The organism is Limnochordia bacterium (genome assembly GCA_023230925.1).
Classification (GTDB): domain Bacteria; phylum Bacillota; class Limnochordia; order DUMW01; family DUMW01; genus JALNWK01.
On record JALNWK010000033.1, the window covers coordinates 1 to 25,761 of the forward strand.

The 25,761-nt window shown below is 48.8% G+C and carries 21 protein-coding genes and 2 pseudogenes; 13 read left to right on the forward strand and 10 right to left on the reverse strand.

Annotated features, from left to right (window positions below; translation table 11 throughout):
• Positions 1–243 precede the first annotated feature (243 nt).
• Together ubiA and M0Q40_08490 are read right to left on the reverse strand one after the other, a co-directional pair.
• Positions 244–1,092, reverse strand: coding sequence for a putative 4-hydroxybenzoate polyprenyltransferase (gene ubiA, locus M0Q40_08485; protein MCK9222643.1), 849 nt, complete (start codon positions 1,090–1,092; stop codon positions 244–246).
• 145 nt (positions 1,093–1,237) lie between these two features.
• Positions 1,238–2,560 carry a DUF1015 domain-containing protein gene (locus M0Q40_08490; protein MCK9222644.1) on the reverse strand — a complete coding sequence of 441 codons (1,323 nt, stop codon included), beginning with the start codon at positions 2,558–2,560 and terminating at the stop codon, positions 1,238–1,240.
• A 188-nt stretch (positions 2,561–2,748) separates the two neighbouring features.
• Here M0Q40_08490 and M0Q40_08495 point away from each other — a divergent pair, with 188 nt between their 5' ends.
• From M0Q40_08495 to M0Q40_08530, 8 genes and pseudogenes are all read left to right on the forward strand, one after another.
• Positions 2,749–3,510 (forward strand): hypothetical protein, encoded by a 762-nt coding sequence (locus M0Q40_08495; GenBank protein ID MCK9222645.1) that lies wholly within the window; start codon positions 2,749–2,751, stop codon positions 3,508–3,510.
• Positions 3,511–3,532: 22 nt separating this feature from the next.
• A complete protein-coding gene (locus M0Q40_08500) occupies positions 3,533–4,750 on the forward strand; it encodes an acetate kinase (GenBank protein MCK9222646.1) in 1,218 nt (405 codons plus the stop codon).
• 17 nt (positions 4,751–4,767) lie between these two features.
• The gene (queG, locus tag M0Q40_08505) at positions 4,768–5,769 is read left to right on the forward strand and encodes a tRNA epoxyqueuosine(34) reductase QueG (GenBank protein MCK9222647.1); all 1,002 of its coding nucleotides are present in this window, start codon (positions 4,768–4,770) and stop codon (positions 5,767–5,769) included.
• An 81-nt stretch (positions 5,770–5,850) separates the two neighbouring features.
• Entirely contained in the window at positions 5,851–6,732 is an 882-nt protein-coding gene (locus tag M0Q40_08510; protein ID MCK9222648.1) for a glucosaminidase domain-containing protein, read from the forward strand.
• Between the two features lie 12 nt (positions 6,733–6,744).
• Entirely contained in the window at positions 6,745–7,497 is a 753-nt protein-coding gene (locus M0Q40_08515; protein ID MCK9222649.1) for a sugar phosphate isomerase/epimerase, read from the forward strand.
• Between the two features lie 275 nt (positions 7,498–7,772).
• Positions 7,773–8,101: pseudogene (locus tag M0Q40_08520) on the forward strand (hypothetical protein).
• An 87-nt stretch (positions 8,102–8,188) separates the two neighbouring features.
• Positions 8,189–8,875 (forward strand): annotated as a pseudogene (locus tag M0Q40_08525) (tRNA-dihydrouridine synthase).
• A 55-nt stretch (positions 8,876–8,930) separates the two neighbouring features.
• A complete protein-coding gene (locus M0Q40_08530; GenBank protein ID MCK9222650.1) occupies positions 8,931–9,275 on the forward strand; it encodes a hypothetical protein in 345 nt (114 codons plus the stop codon).
• Between the two features lie 286 nt (positions 9,276–9,561).
• On the opposite strand, the gene M0Q40_08535 is transcribed toward M0Q40_08530, so the two are convergent.
• The 3 genes from M0Q40_08535 to M0Q40_08545 all read right to left on the reverse strand — a co-directional run bounded on the left by M0Q40_08535 (position 9,562) and on the right by M0Q40_08545 (position 13,702).
• Positions 9,562–10,197: a cell wall hydrolase gene (locus tag M0Q40_08535; GenBank protein MCK9222651.1), complete on the reverse strand. Its 636-nt coding sequence runs from the start codon at positions 10,195–10,197 to the stop codon at positions 9,562–9,564.
• A 161-nt stretch (positions 10,198–10,358) separates the two neighbouring features.
• Positions 10,359–11,843: a rhamnulokinase gene (locus tag M0Q40_08540; GenBank protein ID MCK9222652.1), complete on the reverse strand. Its 1,485-nt coding sequence runs from the start codon at positions 11,841–11,843 to the stop codon at positions 10,359–10,361.
• 47 nt (positions 11,844–11,890) lie between these two features.
• Positions 11,891–13,702, reverse strand: coding sequence for an L-fucose isomerase (locus tag M0Q40_08545; GenBank protein ID MCK9222653.1), 1,812 nt, complete (start codon positions 13,700–13,702; stop codon positions 11,891–11,893).
• A 195-nt stretch (positions 13,703–13,897) separates the two neighbouring features.
• Here M0Q40_08545 and M0Q40_08550 point away from each other — a divergent pair, with 195 nt between their 5' ends.
• Positions 13,898–15,331 carry a hypothetical protein gene (locus M0Q40_08550; protein MCK9222654.1) on the forward strand — a complete coding sequence of 478 codons (1,434 nt, stop codon included), beginning with the start codon at positions 13,898–13,900 and terminating at the stop codon, positions 15,329–15,331.
• A gap of 29 nt (positions 15,332–15,360) precedes the next feature.
• Here M0Q40_08550 and M0Q40_08555 read toward each other — a convergent pair whose 3' ends face one another.
• Together M0Q40_08555 and pcp are read right to left on the reverse strand one after the other, a co-directional pair.
• Positions 15,361–18,441, reverse strand: a complete 3,081-nt coding sequence (locus tag M0Q40_08555) for a DUF4981 domain-containing protein (protein ID MCK9222655.1) — start codon at positions 18,439–18,441, stop codon at positions 15,361–15,363.
• Between the two features lie 111 nt (positions 18,442–18,552).
• Complete coding sequence (gene pcp, locus M0Q40_08560) at positions 18,553–19,170, reverse strand: pyroglutamyl-peptidase I (protein ID MCK9222656.1); 618 nt, start codon at positions 19,168–19,170, stop codon at positions 18,553–18,555.
• A gap of 271 nt (positions 19,171–19,441) precedes the next feature.
• Between pcp and M0Q40_08565 the strand changes: the two genes are divergently transcribed.
• Together M0Q40_08565 and M0Q40_08570 are read left to right on the forward strand one after the other, a co-directional pair.
• Positions 19,442–20,359, forward strand: coding sequence for an MBL fold metallo-hydrolase (locus tag M0Q40_08565; GenBank protein MCK9222657.1), 918 nt, complete (start codon positions 19,442–19,444; stop codon positions 20,357–20,359).
• 113 nt (positions 20,360–20,472) lie between these two features.
• Positions 20,473–20,706 carry a hypothetical protein gene (locus tag M0Q40_08570; GenBank protein MCK9222658.1) on the forward strand — a complete coding sequence of 78 codons (234 nt, stop codon included), beginning with the start codon at positions 20,473–20,475 and terminating at the stop codon, positions 20,704–20,706.
• Positions 20,707–20,720: 14 nt separating this feature from the next.
• Here M0Q40_08570 and M0Q40_08575 read toward each other — a convergent pair whose 3' ends face one another.
• Together M0Q40_08575 and M0Q40_08580 are read right to left on the reverse strand one after the other, a co-directional pair.
• A complete protein-coding gene (locus tag M0Q40_08575; GenBank protein MCK9222659.1) occupies positions 20,721–22,496 on the reverse strand; it encodes an ATP-binding protein in 1,776 nt (591 codons plus the stop codon).
• Positions 22,493–23,179: a response regulator transcription factor gene (locus M0Q40_08580; GenBank protein ID MCK9222660.1), complete on the reverse strand. Its 687-nt coding sequence runs from the start codon at positions 23,177–23,179 to the stop codon at positions 22,493–22,495. The genes M0Q40_08575 and M0Q40_08580 overlap by 4 nt, the downstream gene beginning before the upstream one ends.
• Positions 23,180–23,333: 154 nt before the next feature.
• Here M0Q40_08580 and M0Q40_08585 point away from each other — a divergent pair, with 154 nt between their 5' ends.
• The gene (locus tag M0Q40_08585) at positions 23,334–23,903 is read left to right on the forward strand and encodes a hypothetical protein (GenBank protein MCK9222661.1); all 570 of its coding nucleotides are present in this window, start codon (positions 23,334–23,336) and stop codon (positions 23,901–23,903) included.
• Between the two features lie 346 nt (positions 23,904–24,249).
• Here M0Q40_08585 and M0Q40_08590 read toward each other — a convergent pair whose 3' ends face one another.
• Positions 24,250–24,942 carry a Crp/Fnr family transcriptional regulator gene (locus tag M0Q40_08590; protein ID MCK9222662.1) on the reverse strand — a complete coding sequence of 231 codons (693 nt, stop codon included), beginning with the start codon at positions 24,940–24,942 and terminating at the stop codon, positions 24,250–24,252.
• Between the two features lie 108 nt (positions 24,943–25,050).
• Here M0Q40_08590 and M0Q40_08595 point away from each other — a divergent pair, with 108 nt between their 5' ends.
• A complete protein-coding gene (locus tag M0Q40_08595; protein MCK9222663.1) occupies positions 25,051–25,758 on the forward strand; it encodes a 4Fe-4S binding protein in 708 nt (235 codons plus the stop codon).
• The last annotated feature ends 3 nt before the right edge of the window (positions 25,759–25,761 follow it).

Genomic DNA, 25,761 nt, shown 5'->3' on the forward strand with positions numbered 1-25,761 from the left:
ATCGATGCGCGCGAATTGCCTGATAACTTTTTCGATAGTTCCCAATACATATGATACTGTGCCTAACGTGCATAAACACTATTCCTTAACCTGGTTTTCCCATCTTAGTTGCGGAAGTGCTGGGCTTTCTACAACTATTCGGTGACAAAGGAGATACGATAACCGAATATCAGTGAAAGAAAGCATACCCAGTCCCAAAAACAAAAGAAGCAATGAGTCGTTCATCCCTGTGGCAGGTTATGTCTATTTACTAATGAATAGATCCAGCAAAGCAGAGGCTAGAAGAACCGAACTCACCACCAGGTTCATATCAAAAGCCTCCATAAATTCCTCCAGAACACCTCCTAGGATAATCTTAGCTTCAATAACAAAGACCGCTAGTACGACCAACAAGCCCACGTAGTACCAGACCCCTAGCAAGGCCGTGTAACCTACAAGAAAAAAGAATACCACCGCAAATAAATGCAAAAGAAGTACAAGCTTCATGCTCGGTCGAATCCCAAAACAACGGGGTATAGAGTATAGACCCATCCGCGCATCGAAGGAAACATCAGCACTTTGGTAGATAACATCAAACCCAGCTACCCAAAGACATATCCCAAGGCCTAGTAAAAACGGCGGCAGATTGAACCTCCCTGTTACGCCAAGCCATCCCCCTACTGGCGCTAGGGCTAGAACAAAACCCAGCCAAAAATGGCACAGATAGGTAAAGCGTTTCGTATAGGAGTAAAAAACCAAAGCAAAGGCCGCAATTGGAGATAGCATCAGACAAATTCGGTTTAAGCATGCAGAAGCAACAAAAAACAGAGCTAGGGAAAAGAAGACAAACCAGTATACATCGTGGGAAGTAACCAATTGGCAGGGCAACGCCCGATCTTGGGTACGGGGATTTAACGCGTCAAACTCCAGATCCACAAGTCGATTCACGGCCATACCCGCACTGTGAGCCCCGAGCATAGCCAGACTAATCCAGAGTAGTTTATCCGAAGGGGGAGCTCCCTTAGCACCCAAAATCGCTCCTAGGTAGGCGAAGGGTAAAGAGAATAAGGTGTGCTCCACTTTGATCATCCTTAGCAGCACCCGTAACCGCAAAACCTATTCCTCCTGTTTGCTAAGATCAGCATGGTTCGGGTCCAGTAGGCTAAGCATCGATCCAAGGTATTCCAGTTATGAGCTCCAAGTCGTGATGGTTGCTTAAGCTTGCGGGAAACTAAAGCTTCCCGCAAGCCCTGCATAGTTACCTCTGATCGTTTCGATCCGTCAGATCATAGAAAACCAGACCGCTGGCTAGTTTCGGATAGAAGTAGGTCGACTTCTGAGGCATGGTCTCGCCAGCGTTGGCCACATCGCTCACCGCTTGGGAGGGTGTAGGATTCATGAATACGCCAACCTCATATACACCTCTATCTACTTCCGAAACCACTTCCGCCGCACAACGGGTATAGTTTAGGTTCTCTTGCCGCGACTGACTCTCAGGGGTCAACCCAAACATCCGCTCAAACACCAATGAATGCAAAATAGCCACATCAAGTTTCCGCCATGCTTCCGGCTTATCTGGATAAAACTCCTTCATCACCTCATCGGCGATAAGAGTGAGAATATACGCTTCATCCTGCGCGTAGAAACCAAGAACACATTTCTGGTCCTTTCTGGATTGCTCCTCCAAGGTATCAAGAAAGTCCCTCAGGTGTTCCTCGTTACTAATAGTCTTGCCCCATTTTTGAACCGAGAAATACTGAGTAGCGTCCCGAAGGAACTTCTCAAAGTCCCAGTCAGGTACAGTATGCACCATTCGGTGGGTCGGTAATACCACCATCCCTGGATCATTTGTGTTCACAAACATCATCATACAATAATTGAAACCATCCTCGGCAGAACTGCCCCCCTGTCCTAGTTCTCCTTTCAGATTCAAAGCGGTCTCATAGCGATGATGCCCATCAGCTATGTAGACCTGCTTATCCTCTAACAAAGTGCGAAGAGTTTGCACTAGCTTCTGATCCGTAACCACCCACATCGAATGGGTCACACCTTCATCGTCGGTAAAGAACACATCCGGCTTGGCAGCCTTTACCTTATTGAATACTTCCTGGTCCGTCCCGGTGGGATCCGCATACATACCGAAAACTTGGCTAAGATTAGCCATGCAGGCGCGCATCAGTTTCAGTCGATCCTCTTTCGGTTTAGATAAAGTCTTCTCATGGGGGAGTACCACTTTGTTTTCAAATGGCTCCAGCTGAATCAAGGAGATAAATCCGGTACGTTCGTATGCTACGCCTTCTACTTCGAATCCTTGGGAGTAAACGTAAATAGCTGGAAGCTGCTCTTTAACCAGCACTTCACTGGAAAGCCAGTCTCGCAAAAGCTTGCCGGCCACCTGGTAACGTTCATCACCCTTCCCCTCAGGAAGGATCAAATGCACCACATTGTGTTCGCTTTGCTCAGCGTATTGGTTCCGCTGCTCTGAGGATATGACATCATAGGGCGGGGCGGTCACCTCGGACCATCCAGCGGTTCGTTCAGGATTGTACCTCACACCACAAAAAGGATATATTTTAGCCATAGTAAGCTCCTTTCCACTTGTCGTATAATAAAGGTACGACAAGATCAGTGCTTTTCCCTTCTCAATTATGAACAGTCGCGCGCAAACAAGCCACCTTTTACGAGGTTGAAAAGCATAAGCTTTCCTTGTATAATACTCTTGACTACCGAAGTAGTGTGGTGAGCTCCTTGCAGGACGTCATTACAAACATGAAGGACCTGGGATTTACGGAATATGAGGCCCGCGCTTATACTGCTGCTTTGCAGAAAGGCCAACCAGTCACTGGCTACGAACTAAGCAGACTATCCGGTATTCCCACTTCAAAAATCTATGAGACGATTGACAGACTCAAAGATAAAGGCGCCCTTTGGGCAAACCTTTCAGACCCGGTTAAGTACGTAGCAGTCAATCCCAAGCAGCTTCTTCGGCAATGTCAACAGCAGTTTCAACAAAAGATCGATTTCCTTGACCGCAACTTCGCCGATCTTCTCGTTGAAAAAGGTTCAGATCAAATATGGAATATTCATGGCTACGATAACATCGTCGCCAAGGCTTGCGACATGCTGGTTAGTTGCCAGCAACGTGCCCTGGTTGCCCTATGGCCCGAAGAAGCAGAACATATAAAGGATGCACTACCAGGCAAAGCACGTGTCGTAATCCTTTCCTATGGAAAGCTGAGCACCATGAATGGTGCTCAAGTTTTTGTGCATGACTACGAAAAGGAAGTCCGAGACGAACAGAATAGCCGTTTGTTCGTTGTTACTTCCGACGGTGAACAGGCTCTGATTGGAGCAATGCACGAAGAAGCCCATGCAGCATGGACAACCAACCCAAGCCTTGTCTTGATTGCCCAGGAATACATTAAACATGAGATCTACCAGGTACGTATCATGGCGCATTACGGAGACAAGTTTGCTGAGGTTTTTGGTAATAGTCTAGAACATTTACGCCTCGGTCGTGAACCGGGATAGCAGCAGAAAGGATTGAAGTATTGTGTGTGTACTAGTTATTAATAGTGGGAGTTCTTCGCTCAAGTATAAGCTCTATGACATGAAGAACAACAATATCCTCGCCACAGGCTTGGTTGAGCGTATCGGATGCAATGGTTCTAGTAATTATGTTTTTACCCATGATGGTCATGGAAAACTCAATCTTGAGCAATCCATCGACAACCACAAAGAGGCACTCAAACTTGTGCTAGACACCCTGCAGGACGCATCATATGGTGCAATCGATAGTCTTTCGGATATTTACGCAGTGGGACATCGGGTACTCCATGGCAAGGAAAGCTACGCCAATTCGGTAGTTGTTACTGAGCAGGTGATCGACACCCTTAAAGGTTTCATTGAGCTTGGACCATTGCATATGCCCGCAAATATTATGGGTATTGAGGCATGCAAAGAACTAATGCCTGATGTTGTGCAGGTTGCTGTCTTCGATACGGCATTCCATCAGACCATTCCAGAAAAGGCCTTTCTTTATGCCATACCCTACGAGCTTTACCAGGAGCACGGGATTCGTAAATACGGTTTTCACGGTACATCCCATCGGTATCTTTCCCACAAAGTGGCAGAATTGCTAAAACAGCCCCTAGAGCAGCTGCGTATCATCACCTTGCATCTTGGCAATGGCTGTAGTATGGCGGCTGTTAAAAACGGCGTCTGCATTGATACCACCATGGGTCTTACCCCTTTGGAGGGTTTGATCATGGGAACTCGTTCGGGGGACTTGGATCCTGCGGTAATCCGGTTCCTTGCCGAAAAGCTGGATATGTCCATTATTGAGATTGATGACATGCTAAACAAGCAGAGTGGTCTTTTGGGTATCTCGGGGATCAGCTCAGATATGCGGGATATCCATAGCGCCGTTGACGCAGACGACAAGCGCGCTAAACTTGCGTATGAGGTCTTTATCTACCGAATTCGCAAGTATCTAGGTGCTTTTTGGGTAGCCATGGGCGGTGTCGATGCCATAGTCTTTGCCGGGGGAATCGGCGAAAACGATAAGCTGGTTCGCAGGGACGTTTGTAGTGATCTAAAGTGGCTGGGACTGGAGATTGACGATGAGAAGAACAACGGCTGCAACCGTAAGGAAAAGTCTATCTCTAAGGATTCCTCAAAGGTTCGGGTTATGGTCATCCCCACTGACGAGGAACTGGTGATTGCTCAGGATGCCCTCCGCTTAGCAAAGCGTGAGTACGCCGTCCGCTAAATAGGGAGCGATTGCCTTTGACGCTAACCGAAAAGCTCTATCAAAGGGCATACGAACTGGGGATTGATGCTTTAAGCATCATCCCCGTCTCCTGCTTCTCCCGTTTGGCCCATCTGCTACAAAGAAGGGAAAACAAGCTTTCCCCATGGGCTCCCCAGGATCTAGCAAAGGCTGTCGATCCCTCGCTGATTTTACCTGGCGCAAAGAGCATTCTCTGTACAGCAATTTCCTATAACAATACCGTACCCCACACATCAGGATTGGTAGGTCAGGTTGCACGGTTTGCCCGGGTAAGGGACTACCATCGGGTGTTTTCTGCAAAGCTTCAAGAACTAGGCCAGTACCTAGAAAACCTTACTGGGGCGGAATTTAGAGTCTGTGTTGATACCGGTCCTTTGTTCGATCGAGAAGCAGCTTACCTTGCTGGTATTGGCTGGTATGGTAAGAACAACTGCATCATTGTACCCAGATTGGGCTCATGGGTGTTTCTGGGAGAGATGATCACAACCTCTGATTTGACCCCATCCTTTGGTGCCCCTTTGCCATCTAGATGCGGAAGCTGCAATCGATGTATCAAGGCCTGTCCCACCCAAGCACTGCAACCTTTTGGTCTTGATCATACCAAGTGTTTAAGTTATCTGACACAGAGTAAGGATTACGTTAGCCCAAAACTGTGGCCCCTTTTTGGAGACTCCCTCTATGGTTGCGATCGATGTCAAGAGGTCTGTCCACATAACCATGATACACCAACAAACCTGCACAACGAGTTTATTCCAACAGGTGTACTTGCCCATCCTTTGAATCTTGCCTGGTTGATGGAGTTATCTACAAAGGGTTTCACCAAGCATCTCGGGTCCACTCCCATGGGCTGGGCCGGCAAATCCACCTTACAGCGCAACGGCATTATCCTGCTGGCCAACCAGGGAACTAAAGATGCCAAGTTACTCATCAAGAAAGCAGCACAAAGCAACAGCCCCCTAGTTAGGGAGTGCGCCCAGGATTACCTGGAGCGGGTTTAGGCCCTAGCAGGGAATCACTACCGTTGCGACGAAAAGTACTCTAGTATGAAAACACTCAGACAAGAGGAAAGGGTACATCCGATGGAAAAGATCAGTTTTGCTTTAGTTTTGACCATGTGCAGCCTTCTTCTAGTCAGCTGTGCTAGAACCCCTGGTCTTGCCTACTCCGTTTCCGGCCGAATTACCGATAACAAGGGAAGACCTATCGCTAATGTCACACTAACCACAGATACTAGTCCCGCCCACGTGGCTGTTACCGACCATTTGGGGCGATGGGCTATCACCGATCTCCAGGATGTAGTCAGTATTACCCCGACAAAACCAGGTCGGCGGTTTATTCCTGCTCACAGACTTGTCATTGGGCCTAACTCCCACGTAGACTGGACTCAATCAATGACAGTTATCAGTGGGGAACCAGTGGCTACCTTGGAACAGGCCCGGGCCTGGCTTGCCAAAAGAGCACCCCACAGGGAAGTACTAGCCGATCTGTACTACACCATCGCTCCCGACTATGGAATCAGGCCAGATGTAGCCCTTGCCCAAGCGGTTAAGGAGACTGGAGCGTTTCGTTTTGACGGCATCGTCCAGGCGTGGCAGAACAACTTCTGCGGTCTTGGTGCCACTGGTACTCCCAGCGACGGCTTGACCCCCCTCAACGGTGCCGACCCGACCCGGGTACGTTTTGAAAAGGGGGTATGTGGAGCGATTTTCTCCGATGAGGCCACGGGAGTGGAGGCCCACATCCAACATTTATTCGCCTACGCCAGCACCAGTGCCCTACCTCCAGGCAAAACCCTACTAAGTCCCCGCTTTGTCTACGTTAAGCGAGGTTCGGCTTTGTTTGTTGAGCACCTTGGGGCCCGGGAAAACCCAACAGGCGTTGGCTGGGCCTATCCTGGATATACCTATGGAGCAACCCTGGTTTGGGACTATGTTGAAGAACTGATTAATTTCATTTACTAAAGGAGTGCGTTCATGCTTAAAGCTGGATTAGTATCGATAAGTTTTCGCAAGTTATCACCCGTTGAGATTGTGGATCTTGTAAAAGAAGCCGGGCTTTCAGGTATTGAATGGGGCGGTGATGTCCATGTACCCCACGGAGATCTAAAAGCAGCCCAAGAAGTAGCTCGCATCACCCAAGAAGCGGGCCTTGTTACTGCGGCCTATGGCTCCTATTACAGATTGGGGGAAAAGGATCTGTGTTTTTCCGCTGTCCTAGATACAGCAAAGACCCTTGGTGCACCCACCATCCGGGTTTGGGGCGGTGTTAGGCCATCTTCCCGAGTTGACAGCTCCTATTACCAAACCCTAGTGGCTGATGCCCGACAAATAGCAAAGCTCGCCGAAAAAGAGAACATCACCATCGCTCTAGAGTTCCATGGAGGAACTATCACCGATACAAATGAGTCCACAGTCCGGTTCCTAACCGATGTTGGGGTCAGTAATTTTAAGACCTACTGGCAACCGGCTGTTGATACCCAAGAAGGATATCGTTTGTCTGGACTACAGCAAGTCCGCCCATACCTAAGTAACATTCATGCCTTCCATTGGGAGCCCCATACTCTTCGCCGAGCCCTAGCCGAAGGGGAGACAGAATGGAGCAAGTACATAAACGTGGTTAAGTCCTTGACAGGCGAACGTTGGATCCTCCTAGAGTTTGTGCGGGATGATGCACCGGAAGCTTTCCTGGAGGATGCCAAGACGCTAAAGCGTTGGCTCGCATTATAGACCATTGTTCTATCCATTCCCCCACACACAGGCTTGGGAGTTGAAGCAGCCAAGTTTACACAAAGGCCTCTTTGGGCCTTTGTGAACACCCACCAAAAAACTGTTCAAACAGACCCCTGGTCACAGATAGATATAAAACTTGGCCCATAGCAGACATTAAACCAAAGGCATTGATTAGACCATCTCTGAAAAAGATGCAGTGTATGTTTCAGCTTCTTTTCTCACCCGGTCACATTGGTACCTTGAAGCTTAGGAATCGCTTGATCATGCCTGCTATGGGGTCAAGTATGCAGGACGCGGAAGGTTTTGTCACCGAGCGGATGTACCACTACCACCGTGTAAGAGCACCAGACGGTGTCGGGATGGATACCGCGTGGAAATTGCCGCGGTTCATCCCACCAGTGGCGGTGCGGGTCTTGCCCTATGGGATGATAGATACACTCCCAGACTGAGTGATCTTGTCGATGTAATCCACCAAGGGGGAGCGGCAGCATGCCTGCAGCTGTGGCACGCTGGACGACAAACCAATTCTAGGGTAACGGGCATGAAGATCGTTGCACCATCACCCATACCCTACTCCCCTTTGCCAAGAGGAGCCAGTTGAACTCACTAAGGAAATGATCAAAGAATTAGTAAATGCATATGCAAGCGCAGCTTGGCGGGGGAAGAGGCAGGATTTGATGCGCTAGAGGTGCATGGCGCCCACGGATATTTGATCGCCCCATTCATGTCTGCCTATTCCAAGGAAAGAGAAGACGAGTACGGTGGTCCCCTAAAGAACCAAGCCCGCTTTGCCCTAGAGATCATTGATGCCATCAGGAGAAAGGTAGGCTCTGGTTATCCGATCATCTACCGCCTCAGCGGCGAAGAGAAGGTAAAGGATGGATTAACCATTGAGGACGCAAAAGGATCGCAGTACTGATGGCCAACCACGGGGTCAATGCAATCCATGTCTCCATAGGGGCCTATGAAACACTACGATATACCGTGCCCCCGATGGATCTTACTCCGGGGATTCAATGTTTGGGCGGCAGCAGAGATCAAAAAGGTTGTGAACATACCGGTAATTGCTGTTGGGAGGATTAACGACCCAGCCCTGGCTAAAGAGATCATTGCCCAGGGAAAGGCGGATTTCATTGCCATTGGGCGTGCATTGCTAACTGATCCCCAGTGGCCCACGAAGGCTAAGGAAGGTAGGAACGGAGAGAGCCGCCGCTGTATTGCTTGTAGCGTTGATCGCTTGCTGCTGGAGAGCAAGCACGTTACCTGCATGCTAAACCCCACCTGTGGCAGGGAACAGGAGTCTCCTCCCCTCTCTCCTGCTAACAAGAAGGTGGTGAGGCCTTGCGGGAATGGGGCAGCGGCACCGAGGCTGTAAGGTGACCCTCTTTGAGGCTGGTAGCACCCTAGGCGGACAATAGCGCCTAGCTGGCATGCCCCCGGGAACATCTGAGATCACAGAAGATGTGCAATGGCTCATCGATCAAATGCATAAACTACAAGTGACGGTTAGACTGAATACCCCTGCCGAGGGGGCGAGGATCCTGTCCGAAAATCCCGACGGGGTGATTATCGCTACCGGTGCAATACCGTCAAAACCGGATATCGCTGGTGTTGATAAACCCCACGTGGTACTAGCCACAGACCTCCTAGCCCAAAGGGTAGAGCCGGGACAGAGCGTTGTGATCATTGGGGGTGGGGGCTACGTCTTGAAACAGCAGATTACCTTGGAGATTTGGCGAGGACGGTATCTATCATCGAGATGCAAGAGGATGTGAGACTAAGCATTGGTCCCGCACGAAAGGCGTTTCTCCTGGAACGACTCAAGCGGTGTAAAGTACGGCTTTTGACCTCAGCCTCTGTTGAGCGAATCAACGATCATAATGTTGATATCTCCATCAAAAGAAGACGGGACCAACTGCCCGCCGACACCGTAGTGATAGCCATAGGTTACCGAAGCAATAATCTCCCAAAGGGCCCCGGAGGGCAACTGAAGCCATCTACGAGGCCTTCTGCGCCGCTTACAACATCTAGAAAGGGTGCCTGGCAGGCACCCTTTTATATTTAGTACCTAAAGAATACATGATCGCCAAGCACTGTTGTAACAGGTTGCTGACGGACCCATTGGTTACTTGTTTTCTTCGGGTTATAAAAGCCATTGGCTCCTAGGGAAGGATCCCTCCCGCAGAGGGCCTCATAGGCAGCATTGACCGAATCTTCATCAGCCGGTAGGTCAATTCTACCGTCCTTAACCGGACTATACTGATATGCCCCATCGGCCACTTGGTAAATAACTCCATAGATTGTATCGGGATAGCGGGGATCTGCAAGGCGATTTAGCACTGTGGCCGCCACTGCCACCTTCCCCTCGAAGGGTTCTCCCTCTGCTTCGGCATGGACCAATCTTGCGAATAGGTCCATCTCCCAAGGAGCAAAGACAAAACGATAGTGGTCTACTGCATCATCGGGCAATCGAAGCCCTTGACCAACGTAAAGCTCTTCGGTTTTTGTGTTGAGCGCTTTCAGAGTTTCAACCGGCGTTCCAAAACGCTGGGCTATTCGCCAGAGAGTATCCCCTTGTCTAACGGTATAGGTCTTTGGCGTCCCCGTATTAGGACCCTGTTCTAAATTGTAGCAGCCACCTAACAGTAGGCAACACGTCAATGTAATCCCCATGTACACAAGCAATCTTGGCTTCATATGTCTCCCCCTTAAGCTCATCACTTGCCGGTTATCCAATTGCGGACTTTTTAGGCATATTTGCTTTTAATTATCTTAATTCGACAATTGTGTGGGGACTACTCCTGGTAAGTGCTGGGAGGAAGGAAACGACCCCAAAATTGGGGTCGCTAAAGGTTATCCTAAAAGGCCAGAAGCTCCTTAAATCTCGAGTATTCAGTAGACCATTGCCTGGTGTTTTGGGGCACATACTCTTTCTGGGGGAAGGATCTGGCGATACAATCACGCATTTCACCAAGGCTTGCCACTTTTCCTGCTACCATTGCTTGTACCATTAGGTTACCGATTGAGGTCGCCTCAATGGGACCTGTAAGTACCTTCTTACCTGTGGAATCTGCGGTGAACTGACACAACAGTTCATCCTGAATACCGCCACCCACCATATGTATTACCGACAGCTCCCTGTTTAATATCTTCTCGAGACTTTCCATAGTAAACCGATACTTCATAGCTAAGCTCTCCGTAATACAGCGGATGATTTCGCCCTTGGTCTTAGGTACCTTCTGACCAGTCTGTTGGCAGAACTGCTGGACTCGCGTGGGCATATCCCCAGGAGCCACGAAGGATTCGTGATCGGGATCGATCAGCGAGACAAAGGGTTCCGCCTGCCTTGCCAGTTCCTGCAATTGGCTGAAACTTAACTGCTCCCCTTCCCGCTGCCATTGCCGTCTACATTCCTGGACAAGCCAAAGACCCATAATGTTCTTTAAAAACCTGATCTTATTGGCCACACCACCTTCATTAGTAAAGCTTAAGCCGGCAGACTCCAGATTAATAATGGGTTGGTCGATTTCTACTCCCATAAGGGACCAAGTACCAGAGCTAATATAGGCAAAATCCGCGGAAGAGGCCGGAACCGAAGCCACTGCGGAAGCAGTATCGTGGGAGCCTACCGTTACCACCGATATGTTCTCCCCAGCACCAAGCTCCGCGATAATGTCCGGGTGCAACTTCCCTATCACAGTACCAGGAGGCACAATCTCGGTAAAAATATCCTTTGGCAACCCTAGTTTATCTATTAGATCCCTATGCCAAATCCGGGTCACAGGATCCAGCAGTTGTGTAGTGCTGGCAATGCTGTATTCCGTCACCATTTGACCTGTGAGGAAGTAGTTTAACAAATCAGGAACTAGAAGCATCGTTTTTGTTTCACGGAGAAGATGAGCCTGATACTCCTTCATGGCAAATAGCTGAAAAATAGAGTTCAGCTTCATGAACTGAATGCCCGTCTGTTTGTATAGCTCCTCTTTAGGGATCAGATCAAATACCTTCTCCATCATACCATCTGTACGTCCATCTCGGTAATGATAGGGATTGCCCAACAGGTCACCATTTCGGTCTAGTAGCCCAAAATCCACTCCCCAAGTATCAATCGCCAGTGAGGAAATATCTGTATGACCGGAGTTGAAAGCTTTCAAAAGACCACACTTGATCTCGTGAAACAAACGGAGGATATCCCAGTAAAGATGTCCCCGTAGGGAGACTGGTTCATTAGCAAAGCGATGAATCTCCTGAATAGACAGCCGCCCATCCTCATAAATACCGAGCATGGCCCGACCACTACTTGCGCCTAAGTCAAAGGCCAGCATCTTTAGTTGCTCGCCCATTTGCTCACCTCCGAAGACCAAGGGGGCCAAAGCCCCCTTGTTTTGGTTCATCCATATAATGGACCGAAGTTCTTACATGCCCGATAGTCAGCGCCTTCCAGATCCGACGTGCCAAAGGCAGCCCATGCACTTGGTCTTTGGATCCGCTCCTCGGATACATTATGCATGGAAACAGGAATCCGTAGCATCGAAGCTAAGGTAATCAAATCTGCACCAATGTGACCATAGCTAAATGCGCCATGGTTCGCGCCCCAATTGGCCATGACTGAGTAAACGTCCTTGAAGGGGCCCTTGCCTGTCAGGATGGGTGCAAACCAGGTGGTCGGCCAAGTTGGGTCTGTACGCTGATCAAGGATGTCATGTACATCCTTAGGCAACTCAGCGGAGTAACCCTCAGCTATCTGCAGAACCGGACCTAAGCCCTTAATAATGTTCACCCGGGTTACAGTAATGGGCATACCACCCTTAGTGGCGAAGTTTGAGGAGAAGCCGCCCCCCCGGAAGTAGTCCCGACTAGCTGGACGCCATGACACTGCATCCAAGCATTTTTTCGCCTCCTCGGAGGAGATCTCCCAGTAAGGCTTCATAACGGGATTTCCGTCCCTAGTTTGCTCCCCAGTCCCATCTAAAGCAGCCGCACCGGAATTGATCAAGTGGATGACCCCGTTCTCCGCAAGTCCAGTAAGCTCCTTACCGGTTACCCGTTTTACAGCGGCTGGACTCCAATAGGTCCGCACATCGGCAAATACCTGGGCGGTGTTGCTCAGCAGATGACCAAAAAGCATGGCTACGCCATTTAACGAGTCGTTTTCTGTAGCAACTAAGAAGGGTTGCCTGATTCCATTCCAGTCAAAGGAGGAATTCAGTATCGCCTCCATAAAGTCACCATTGGGGAAATGGTCCGTCCACTGCCGTTGACCTTGGAAGCCCGCTAATATAGCATTTCGCCCCACAGCTTCCTCTCCAAATCCCAGCTCTGCTAGGCGAGGGTTGCCGACCATCAAGTCCTGGGCAATCAAGGCCATCTTAACCACGAATTCCCATTCCCAGTCCTTCCGTTCTCTGGTGGTTTGGATCCGGGCAGGGTTGTTGTCCGGACCTTCCTTACAGTTGCGCTTAACCCAAGCCAGGGCCCGTTCGTATTCCTCCGGGTCATAGATCTCTTCATCGATCCTTCTGGTGAACTCAGACATATCTATGGATTCGTTTCGCATACCCAAATAGTCCTGGAAGAACTCTTGGTTGACGATTGAGCCGGCAATGCCCATGGAAACAGAACCCATGGAGAGATAGGATTTACCCCGCATCGATGCCACCGCCAGCCCTGCCTTGGCAAACCTGATTAACTTTTCCGCCACATCCTGTGGGATCGACGTATCCGTGGCATCCTGTACATCTCGTCCATAGATACCAAAGGCGGGCAGCCCCTTTTGATTATGGGCGGCAAGCACCGCCGCAAGATATACCGCACCGGGTCTTTCCGTTCCGTTGAAGCCCCATACGGCTTTGGGACGATGGGGATCCATGTCCATGGTTTCAGAACCGTAACACCAACAAGGTGTAACCGAGATAGTAACACCGACACCTTCTCTGGCGAACTTTTCCTCCGCTTGAGCAGCCTCGCCTACACCACCAATAGTAGTGTCTGCAATCACACACTCAACCGGCAAACCATTAGGATGCCGGAGGTTTTCCGTAAGCAACTTGGCTGCCGATTTAGCCATATTCATCGTCTGTTCTTCCAAAGACTCCCTAATTCCCTTTCGACGTCCATCGATAATGGGACGGATTCCGATCTTAGGAAGAGAGCCTTTTAACCTGTTGCGCGGTTGCTGCACCACAAAGTCACTACTTCTCATCTTCTTAGCCTCCATCTGAACAAAGTAGATTCGACACGCTGCATTAAGCTATTTTCTTCGACATGGTGATTGCAATCACCTGCCTATGTATGGTAATCCGGTATCATACCTAAAGGAAAAACAGTCTCCACTTTCCTCGAAATCCAATATCAGGTATAATCAGATTATAGTAGGCCAACAGGGGGGGCCATACCCATGGAAAGAGAAGAAGGTTCTGCGATACTCGCTAGCATCCTGATAATTGTCGTTCTGATTATGATCATTGGAGTCATCGCCACCCTTGTGCCCATATACCTGCGTAATGTCTCCATCGAGGCCGAATATGCCCTAGCCTTACATACAGCAGAGTCCGGTCTTTATCATGCCTTAACCTGGCTGAATCAGTATCCAAAGGATCACATGACCTACTTTGAATCGGAGTTTCCTTATAAAAAAAGTGAGGAGAGCTATTGCATCATCGAGGACGATAGCCGCTTTAGCATAGACCTTACAAATGACGGTGTCCTTACCTCATATGGAACCTACCAAGGCCGGCAAAGGACCATCTCCGTACAGCTTGCCTTTGAATCCATGTTTCCTGCAGATGGCTTGTTTGCCGATTGTATTAAGTATTTCCAGGGCACTCAGACAGTGGATGAGGACTTCAAGATGCCCCCTATAGACCCCCCAATAGCGCCAACCTTTCCTACAAGACCGGATTTGTCGGATTTTGAACCGTGGAACGGCGAATTTACCATCGCAAATCCAGATCCGTCACCTGATGCTCCCCCCATTAAAGTGTTGGTTAGTAGGGACCTGACGATTAATGAGAGTCTGCAAATCGAAGGGAATGTAGAACTGCTAGTCGCTGGTTCTTTGGCACTAAGAAATGGGGCTGAGATAAGAACTAACGGTAATGTAAACATAACCACCGGTGGAGATTTCATCGCCAAAAGCAGCTCCTTGGTGTCATTAGGCGGTGAGGAAACAACAATATCCGCAGGGGGAATCATTGATATAAACAACGACAGCCAAGTGAGCTCCGACGGTAACCTAACGATGTTCGCCGGTAATAACCTCCGTCTTCATGGGGGAGGCAACCTCATCGTCAGGGGTGATGTTACCGTGGTAGCAGACAACGATATTGACATAAATAACAAGGCAGTACTATATAGCGACGGTGGCTCTAGACTTTTTGCCGCCGGGGACTTAACCTTTCATTCCGAGGCGTTTTTTACTTCAAGAGAACCAGTCTTACTTGTAGTAGAGGGTGATCTAAACGTCAAAAGTCAGGTCAAGGTATTTATAGATAATGACCAATGGAACGAAGTGTTCGTTTCGGGAGACGTCCATTTAGAGTCCGCAAGCATCGTGGGAAATGACAGTTTACCTAACGTCGTCCTCTTCGTCCTTGAACCAAATCGCCAGATAACCATGAAAAGCGAAGCCGAATTCTATGGAGGCATCTTTGCTCCATTCACGGAGCTGAAAATGCATTGGGGAGCTTCTATTGAAGGAGCCCTGATCTGCAAAGACTTCATTAATAAAGGTCAGTTCAATATGAATGATGAGCTCTTGACATATAGACCGGGCGGGTTTGGAGAGGACCTAGGTATGTTTATCGCCACCCATTGGAAATTGGTTAAATAAAAAGGCCCGGGAATTCCCGGGCCGTGTCTTTAGTCAGTAACTAGCTCTTCTTTGCTTAACAACATGGCCGATCCCGCTGCCTGACAGAAGGGCCGAAGGCGCAATGTATAACTGAATGGTTCGGGCTCAATCCGGTACATCGGTAGTGTGGCTGGACCGCAACTACCACTACCAAGGCCACAATGACGATGGTCTAGGTTGACGGTAATCTCATCCCTCACTGGAAGCTCATTGGTATGTCTTGCTCGCTGGATATCCTCGGTGGTGAACCGATGGGCTGAGAAGTTGAGCATGGGTTGTCCAACAACCAGCAGACCCATTCCATTTAGATTAGTAAAAGAGACCCAGCGTACATCGGTGCGGTTCCCGTTCTCCTGGGGATAGACATAGGGTACATAAAGATCCTCCACCCCACAGGCATAGACCCCCACCCGATTGGCTTGTTTGCTATCAACATAGCTTTCTCCAGGACCCCGACCATACCAGGAGACTTGATCTAAGTGTTTGGGTATTGTCATTTGTAAACCAATCCGTGGTAGATGGGGTAGGTTCCCATAGGGAGAACCCTCGGTCTTGATTAGTACATCACCACTTGGGTATACAGTATAGGTGTAACTACACCGAAAACCGTGATCGAGGACAGGGGGTGCAATGCGAGCCAAAACTTGGACCTTAACACACCTTTCGTTTTGCTCCAGGCACTTGACACTCTCAATTCGGTGTTGGAGCCAATGCAACCGCGCTCTGCGCCAATCGGCTGTAAAGGGCCGATCATTGTCAATAAGGGCCCTCCAGAAGCTGAGTTTGGGACCATTGGTCAAAAGCTCCATATTATTGAAGCACCATGAGGAGAGCACACCATAAACCTTATCCCATACCAACTCAAAATCCGCGCCCGATACCTTGATCTGATGAGACGATTCTTCGCATAGAATAGATACATTCCTCGGCTTTACCTTCAACTGTTGTCTTTCTACCGGCAATTGAAACTGAGCCCAGGCGATCTCATAGCCCCGAGCAGCCCAGCTTTGATCATGTCCTAACACGAAACTAATATTCAACCAGTAATCGTGTATACTAGCTTGCCCGGGCAACCGGTAGGGAAGTGTAACCACTTGGCTTTGACCAGGGCGAATCTCAGGAAGGTCTTGGGTGCCAACCTGAATGACCTGGTCATCCCTGTGGATACTCCAGCTTAACACTAGGTGGTCCAGGAGACTGAAGTCATAGCGATTGCTGATCCGGACCTGACCGGTTTTGAGGTCTGCTTCCTCAACTTTCACGGGTTCAAGTACCTTCTTGTATTCAATCATTCCCGGGCTTGGCTTCCGATCGGGGAAGACTAAACCGTTGATGTTAAAGTTGGCGTCATTGGGGTAATCTCCGTAATCGCCACCGAAGGCAAAGTACTCTTGACCATGTTCATCACGCTTTCGCAGACCTTGATCAACGAAATCCCAGACAAACCCGCCTTGCAACCGGGGATATTTGTAGAAGGCATCCCAATATTCCGTCAGTCCACCGGGTCCATTGCCCATGGCATGCGCATATTCGCATAGAATGACTGGCTTATCCCATGTTTCCTGTTCCGCCAAGGCGATACAACCTTCCACGGAGGTATACATTGGACCTACAATATCCACAACCTTTTGCTCTCGATCGCCTTCATAGTGCACAAGCCTTGTGGGATCCTTCTCCTTAGTCCAAGCCGCCATCACCTCATGGTTACATCCAAAACCTGACTCGTTACCCAAGGACCAAATAATCACTGAAGGATGGTTCTTATCCCGCTCCACCATCCTTTCCATTCGATCCAGGTAGGCCACTTCCCATTCCGGATCATTGCTGATCCGATCTATATCACCAATGGGACCAAAACCATGGCATTCTATATCTGTTTCGTCTAGTACGTAGATACCGTAGTAATCGCACAGATCGTAGAACCTGGGATCGTTGGGATAATGGGATGTGCGCACAGCATTAATGTTGTGACGCTTCATCAACAAAACGTCCTCTTCCATCACTGACAGCGGCACGGTCCTACCTAAATCCGGGTGAATATCATGCCGGTTAACCCCCTTAATCATAATCGGAACTCCGTTAACCAGCAGATTTCCGCCCTTCAATTCCACAATACGAAATCCCACTTTCGAGGTGACAACTTCCACTATGTTATCAGCATCATCATACAGGCTAATCAGTAGAGTATAAAGATAAGGATCCTCCGCAGACCACTTACGCGGGTTCTTTACCGAAGCAGAAAATCTCACCAGTGTCTCACTCTGGGCGGAGACTGTCAAACAACTTGCAGCATCTTGAACAAGGACCTCGTTATGGGCATCATCTAATAGCTTTATCTTCAGTTGGTACTTCTCCACATCATGGGGCCCGAAATTCTTAATCAGGTGTTCAAGTTTTAACGTCGCATCCTGATATTGAGCATCCAATTCACTAACAACGGTTAAGTCATAGATATGGGTGCGGGGAGTAGCGTATATATATACGTCTCGAAAGATTCCGCTTAACCACCACATATCCTGATCCTCAAGATAGCTCCCATCGGACCACTGGTAGACCTGCACAGCCAACACGTTCTTTCCACAGCGGACGTAGGGAGTAATATCGAATTCCGCCGGTAACCTGCTTCCTTTGCTAAAACCTACCTTTTGCCCATTAACCCAAACGTAAAAGGCGGAATCCACACCCTCAAACCTAAGGAACACTTGCCGCTCTCCCCAATCCTCAGAGAGCACGAAATCTCTCCGGTACGACCCGGTGGGATTATCCGAGGGAACAAAGGGAGGATCTACGGGAAAGGGGTATTCCACGTTGGTGTAATGGGGTCTACCATAACCTAATACTTGCCAGCTACATGGAACTTCTATATCATCCCAAGCACTGACATCATAATCCTCAGCAAAGAAATTCCCCGGTGCTAACGCGGGGGCATCGGCATAATGGAATTTCCATTGTCCATTGAGTAACTCAAACCATGGTGTGGCAGCCCGTTGGTTGATAATCGCCGCAGCTTCATTACAGTAAGGCAAAAGCAAAGCATGTGGCGGTGTACAATTACGATGCGCTATTTTCTGGTTTTCCCAATCTCTCATAGTAAGAATCACCCCTGTATATGTAGTGCTTTTTCAGCTTGGCGCCTAATTTCACCATTCTTATCATACGATCCATCATTTGAAGATGCAACCATACCCGGCCCACAGCTCCTACCCGAGAACATCAGCAGCCACAATTTCTAGGGCATTCTGCAGGGCAGTTACCATGTGTTCTAAGGACATACTTGCCACCCCTAGCTTTCCCACTGCTTGCTCCGGTAAGTAGGGAACATGGATGAAACCGACTTTGATGGGAAGTCGATGCGTAGCAACAAAATTACAGGTAGTATAGAATACGTGGTTACACACGAAGGTACCTGCACTATACGAAACAGACGCTGGAATCCCCGCTTCCCGAATCGCCTTTACCACGTCTTTTACCGAAATCGTGGACCAATAGGCGACTGGTCCTTCCGGGGAAATAGTTGTATCGGCGGGACGATTGCCCTCATTATCTGCAGTGCCGGAATCAGCTAGGTTAAGGGCCACGCGCTCCACCCGAAGGCCTACTGACCCACCTGCTTGCCCGATACTAATCACCGCGTGAGGATTGGAGGTGGTAATGGCTTCTTCAACTACTGCTGCAGACTTAGTAAACACCGTAGGTAGTTGGCATGTTACAAGATCGATATCTTTGGTTCTTTCTTTGAGCATGTCTAAAATTAAGGCTGATGGGTTAATTTTCTCTCCACCAAAGGCATCAAAACCAGTAACGAGGATCTTGATCACTTAGCTCCCTCCAAGATTGTTTTCTACCCCATAATCTTCGCCAAATCTATAGAAAAGCCTTGTTCAGTCTACATCCTGGTCTTTGCGCATGACACATCGTTGAAGGCCTAGATGAGCAAGAAGCCGCGGACCTTAATCCTGGAAGTCGACATCTTCTCGGATTTCCGCTTTTTGGAGGGAAGGAAAACCTGGGGTACTTAAGGAATTATATATGTTGAAACCCGAAGCAAGCATTTTATTCCCGTAGTATGTCCGAGGGAGGGTCCCATTTATGAGGAAGAAGAGTCTTTTACTAATACTTTGCCTAGTGATTGGTTTTGGTCTAATCACAGGTAGCTGCATGCCTTTTTTCTATGCCGATATAGGAGTGCATTTTATTAACGTTGCCGGCGGCGATGCGATCCTAATTCATGATTTGGTTAGTCGTAAGTGTGTTTTGATTGACGGGGGAAGCACTGATACGGGCGACTGGGTAGTTAATTACTTGAAATACTATGCGGAAATACCCCAAGTATTCGATGAAGACGGCAATTCCACTTGGGTGTTGGATGCTATAGTAAGTACTAACCCCGATCCGAACTATCTGGGTGGTTTGACAAAAGTCCTGGAGAATGAGGATATTAAGGTGAACGCTTTCTACTACTCCGGTCATAGCCACTACGCCGCTAATCAAGAGTTGCAGGAAGCTTTAGCAAGCGCAGAGCTTTCACCGCAAACCCTAGCCAAGAACAATGGTCTTCAGATCGGTAAGCTGTCCTTTGATGTGCTCCATCCAAGTACTCCTGATGGATACGCCGAAGCTTACGATTCCTCAATCGTGTTGCGGTTAGACTATGGAAAACTATCGTTCTTGTTTGCCGGAGCCATTGGTGCACAGGCGGAAGCAGAGATGCTTAGTGACGATGCGAATTTGTCCGTTGATTTCCTTAAGATGAGTCAAAACTGGACACCCACTAGTTCCAGCCAGTTCTTGAAGAAAGTCAACCCTCAAGGAGTGATTTACTCCCAAGAGGAAGAGCCATCGCCCATAGACAGTAAAGTAAGAGAGAACCTATCTAACGTAAGAAGTTACTGGACCAATGCATATCCCGATGAGCCAACGGGCCATTCCATCACCTTCTGGATCAACCCCGATCAGTGTAGGATCGATGCACCGCAACCACCGTTCCCTGGTTTCGACGATTGGTAATCTAGGTAAATCCAACTCCCCGGCTTGCCGGGGAGTTTTTCTTTGACTACAATAAGTTACCTGCTTCCACCCAGCCCCTTTTCTGTTAGTATGGAAATGAGGGAGGGATATATGTGCCAAAGAACAGAGTAGTCCTAGCTATACTGTGCACTCTAGTTGTGGTCATCATGGCCGTATCAATAGCACTAGCCCAAACACCCCTGCGGGCTGAGCGCGCAAACCGACAGGCCCAATGTCAGGGGAACCGACAGCAGATACAAAGACATCTTCACCAAGGAGAGTGTGACCGCGCAGAGTGTCCCTGTGAGGAACCGCAAAGACAATGTCTGAGGTTGCGGGCCCGTTAAACTTTGAGCAGGGGTTACCCCCTGCTCAAAGGCAACCGGATTAGAAACTCTGCCCCACCTGCTAGTCTATTGCAGGCCTGTACCGTTCCATTGTGCAGTTCAACAAGACTCTTCACTATTGCCAAGCCTAGACCAGGACCATTTGAACTACTACTTCTTCCTAGGTCTTCCTTATAAAAGGGTTGAAAGACCTGCTGTTCTTCACCGGGAGTAATCCCCAGACCCTGATCTGAAACACTAAGCTCCAAGTGATGCCCATCTTCCTTAAGACCAATAACCACCATCCCGCCTTGGGGAGAGTGGAACACCGCGTTTTCCAGGAGATTATACACTACCCTCCCCATTTTTTCTTTGTCAAGATATATGGTTGGTGCTAGGTCCATTCCCTCGGTTATTACCGTCACCTGTTTCTCTTCAATGAGCGGCTCTAGTAAAGCAACGTGCTCTGTAACAAGCTCGCTTAAGGAGACTAGCTCCCTGTTCAATAATGAGCTTTCCATGTTTAGCCTGGCGATCTCCAGCAAAGTAGAGGTGAGGGAGATCAAATGCAGAACCTGGGAATGCATACAATCAATGTAGCCTTCTATCTCCTCTGGATCCGTAACAAGCTGATCCTTGACGGCCTGCAACAGACCCCTTAGGACTGTTAGGGGTGTGCGGAGATCGTGGGAAATGCTAGCAAAAAACTCCCGTTGACTCTGCTCAAGTCTGTGGCGCTGGCTAATATCTAGTAATAGTACTACCGCTCCGCTAGCCCTTTCATTGTCACTACAAAGGGGTGATGCCGTTATCTGGAAGATCTGGTTTCTCTGCAACTGTACGGTCTTTCTTTGAACGGAATTCTCTTGGATGGTTGCTTCGATTACGGAGATAACCTCCCGTTCTTGGACGATCCGAATTAGCTCTGTGCTTGGGCACCGACCTAGAACATCGGAGTGGTTCATAGGTAGACCCAAAATTAGAGCGGCTTCAGTATTGTATACTGCCTCCGCCTTATCCAAGTCAATGCTTAGAACGCCCTCGGACATATGTGCAAGAATGGATTCCGTTCTTCTCTTCTCATCGGACAGACTGGAAAACAAACGGGCAAGCTCTAAAGACATGCTGTTCACACCTTGGGCTAACATCCCGATCTCTCCGCAAGCTCGGTGGTGAACCCGACGACCTAGTTGGCCGTGGGCTATCGCCTGGACTGTATCGCTGATTGCCACTAAGGGATGGGTCAGCCGCCGGGACATGAACCAAGCTGCGACCAAAGCACTGCATACAGCTACGGGCAAGGAAAACCAAGACAGTTGACGCAAGGCCCGCTCCACCACAGCACTCATTTCATGAATAGGTGAAAACAGCAGGATATGAGTTGCACTTCCCAAGGGAAGCTCAATCGGCGCAGTTGGTAGGGAGACCGCCAGCATTGGACGTCGGAAACCTTCGCCAAATCCATGTAGCGTCTGGGTAGTCTCTTTGATTAGGCTGCGCCGGCTAGGCTCAGACAACAGGTGGTTTACCCTTGCTAATACCGAAGCGGTCAAAACTCTTCCTTGATCGTCCACAAGCCAGATCTCTGTTCCAGAAACATGATGAAGCTTTCGCAGTAGCACTGCGCTCGATCCTACTTCTTCGGCCGTAAGTATCTCAGCGATACGCGTGCCAAGGACCACCAGCTGCTCTTGCCGTCCTTGGAAAAACACCCTACTAAAGAAGGTGGGAAATAGGAGTCCAATAGTCAGTAGGGTCACAAGGACAACAACTACGTGACTCAGTAGGGTCTTGCCAAAAATGGAATTCACGATCGCACCTCAAATCTATAACCGATCCCCCGGACCGTCTTGATATAACTAGATCCGGGGACGGCTTGTTGCAGCTTATCTCTAATACCATTAATGTGAACATCCACTCTCCGGAGGGTATTAGGGGGATCATCGTAGGGCCATATCCTTTTGAAGATTTGTTCACGGGTAAGGATTAGATTACGATTGGCGGCTAAGTACCAAAGGAGCTCAAATTCCTTGGGAGTCATATCTATTACCTGTGCACCGGCACTAACCCTACGCTGTGTGTAATTAAGTATCAACCCCGGTACCTTAATAATTTCTTCCCTTTGCTCACGTTTTGGTGCAGATCGCCTTAGCACGGAATGTACCCTAGCTACCAACTCTTCGGGGTTAAAGGGTTTGACGATATAATCATCCGCCCCCATGACCAAACCCGCGATCCGATCCTCGCAAGTGCTTTTGGCTGTAAGCATAATCACCGGCAGATCTGATTCTTTCCGAATCCCCTGACAGATCTCCTCGCCCGACACACCAGGTAACATAAGGTCTAGTATCACTAGGTCCCAGTGTTCTTTCAGGCGCTCCAAAGCCCTTTGGCCATCAGCAACACACTCAACTTCAAAGCTAGCTTTCGCCAAGTAAAGACGGATCACTTCGCTAACCGCCCAGTTATCCTCGATGACCAAGATCCGCTCCACCAATATCCCCCTCACCCTGTTTTTGAGGAAATTCTTCTACACGCACCTCCTTTTTTCCTTTCCGCGGAGACTGGGCATAGTGTCCCGATCTTAACAATTTCTTAAAAATCACTTGGTATATTCTAATTGACTATTTATTAAGGGGGTATTCCTAATGAAGCAAGTTACATCGGTACTTATCATTTTGTTGGTAATTGTGGGAGCAACGGTTTCTGTATTTGGCAATGACATTCGGCGCCTGCAAGCAGAGAACCAACTGTTATTTGCTCTAAACAACCACGCCAAATCACCGGAAGAACTCCAAGAGCTAATGGATCTAGTAGAGCAGGTAAAGATAGCACATAGAGAGTCCCAGGAAGAGCTAGTTGACTTACTTGTTCAACAACAGGAATTGCTGCGACAAGGAAATCTCGAGGCCGCAAGGGAGCTAAATGAAAAGATTCTTGAAACTAGGAAAAGGACCAATGAAGTCTGCCGAGAACTCAGCGAAAAGCTCAGAAAACAAGTCTCCAGGAAGTTAGAGGAAAGGAACCGTCAAGTCCAATCCTTGCGGTTAAGACAAACCATAAGGCCGGAAGATTTGGTTCAAAGAAGAGTACAGGTACAAAGACAGGCCCCTGTGATCAGACAGTGGTCGGTCATGAATCCAAGGTTCTTCAAGCAACAACCCAGCCTGAGGCTAAAGATTCGAGTAGCTCCACCACTAGGTCTTAGATTCAGGTAGTTAGAAAAGCAAAGTGAGCAAGCGATTTTTTGACCTGCAGTACTAGCTTAGTAACATGAACGATCTCTCGACCGCACACGCTATTTACGCCAATACTGTAGATCGTCAACCGGCCAGTCATGGCAGTTGGATCACCGCTTACGGCCGATAAGGTCGTAAGCGATAATTTTCCCACCAGACGTGACCTTAGTCAGCCACATTACCTGCGTTTCCCACCCACGATGCATGCTTTCGCATACACCGTAAGCAGTTGGCGCAAATAATGCGACCTTAATCGCTTGCTCATTTGTTAATGTGTCCAGCCAAGGTCCGAATAATCCAGGTATTATCTACCAATGAGCTCTTCTTACTGAGCTGCGTGGCGAAGGGTTTCCACGTCCTTAACCAAAACAGAACTGCGATGAAAGTCAATTAGTCCTTCATCCCGCATCCGACACATTTCCCTAGACAAAGAAGGCCTAGTGACATTAAGGAAATCCGCCAACTCATCTCGTTTTAATGGAAGAACAAACATCGTACGCCCTGCTCTTCTATACTGCTCCAATAGATAGGCACTAATTTTTCCCCTTAGGGTCTTCATAGCAAGGTAATCCATCTGACGACGGAGCCCCAATGCTTTATCCGAAACGATTTTGAGCATATTGGCAATGAGCATTCTGTGACTTGGACAAGCACGCTCACAACTACCCACGATTTTGGACGGTGGAATGAAAATAACCGTTACTTCCCCTTGGGCGGTCACCGTGGCGGGCCAGAGTTTTTGGACGGAGAAAGCGGCCAACTCCCCAAATACCTCCCCTGGCCCAAACATGTTGATGATGACGCGATCCCCCGCGGCATTTTCCTTGGTAATCACGACACTGCCTTCTACGATAATCCCGACTCCATCAAAGGATGCCCCTGCCAGTCGAATGCAGTCATCCTTCCGATAGGTAGAGACATTTTTGACCATACAGGCAAGCATGGATTCCAGTTCACCATCGTTTACACCTTGAAATAGTGCGCAATCCCGCAGGACAGAAAACCATTTTTCATACATTCCCTACCTCACCCCTGTGTTTCGTAACCTATGTTACGGACTTGCCGACCCAATTGTACTATACTGAAGGTGCAAAAACAAGAAAACCTTTAGCAAGGAGGATAGGCGATGAAAAGAAAGATTATTAGCATCGATGAGGAAAAGTGCAACGGCTGTGGGCTCTGCATTCAAGCATGCCACGAGGGCGCTCTTGAATTAGTGGATGGTAAAGCTAAGCTGGTCTCTGAATCTTACTGTGACGGACTCGGCGATTGCCTGCCCCAATGTCCCACCGGAGCAATCAGCATTGAGGAGCGGGTAGCCGCCCCCTTTGATGAGGAGGCAGTGAAGGAGCGGACTCTACGTGCAAAGCAGGACCTAGGTTGTGGATGCCCCGGGACCCAAGTAAGAATGATCAAGCAGAAAGCAGATAGCAAAACGCCTGATCGGAACGAGCAGACCCAAGACTCCCAGCTGCGTCAATGGCCGTGTCAACTGAGACTAGTACCGGCAAGTGCAGCATACCTCGATAATGCTCACATACTGATCGCCGCCGACTGTGCAGCCTATGCCTATGCGAATTTCCATGGACGTTTCATGGAGAACAAGATCACGTTGATCAGTTGCCCGAAACTGGATGATACAGATTATGCAGATAAACTAACCGAGATTCTACACAATCATAATATAAAGAGCATCACTGTAGCGAAAATGGAGGTTCCTTGTTGCGGCGGACTAGAGCATGCGGTGAAGCAAGCCTTAGTGCAAAGCGGTAAGCTAATTCCTTGGCGTGTAGTCACTATTGGAACCAATGGGGATATTGTCGATGAATGGTAATAT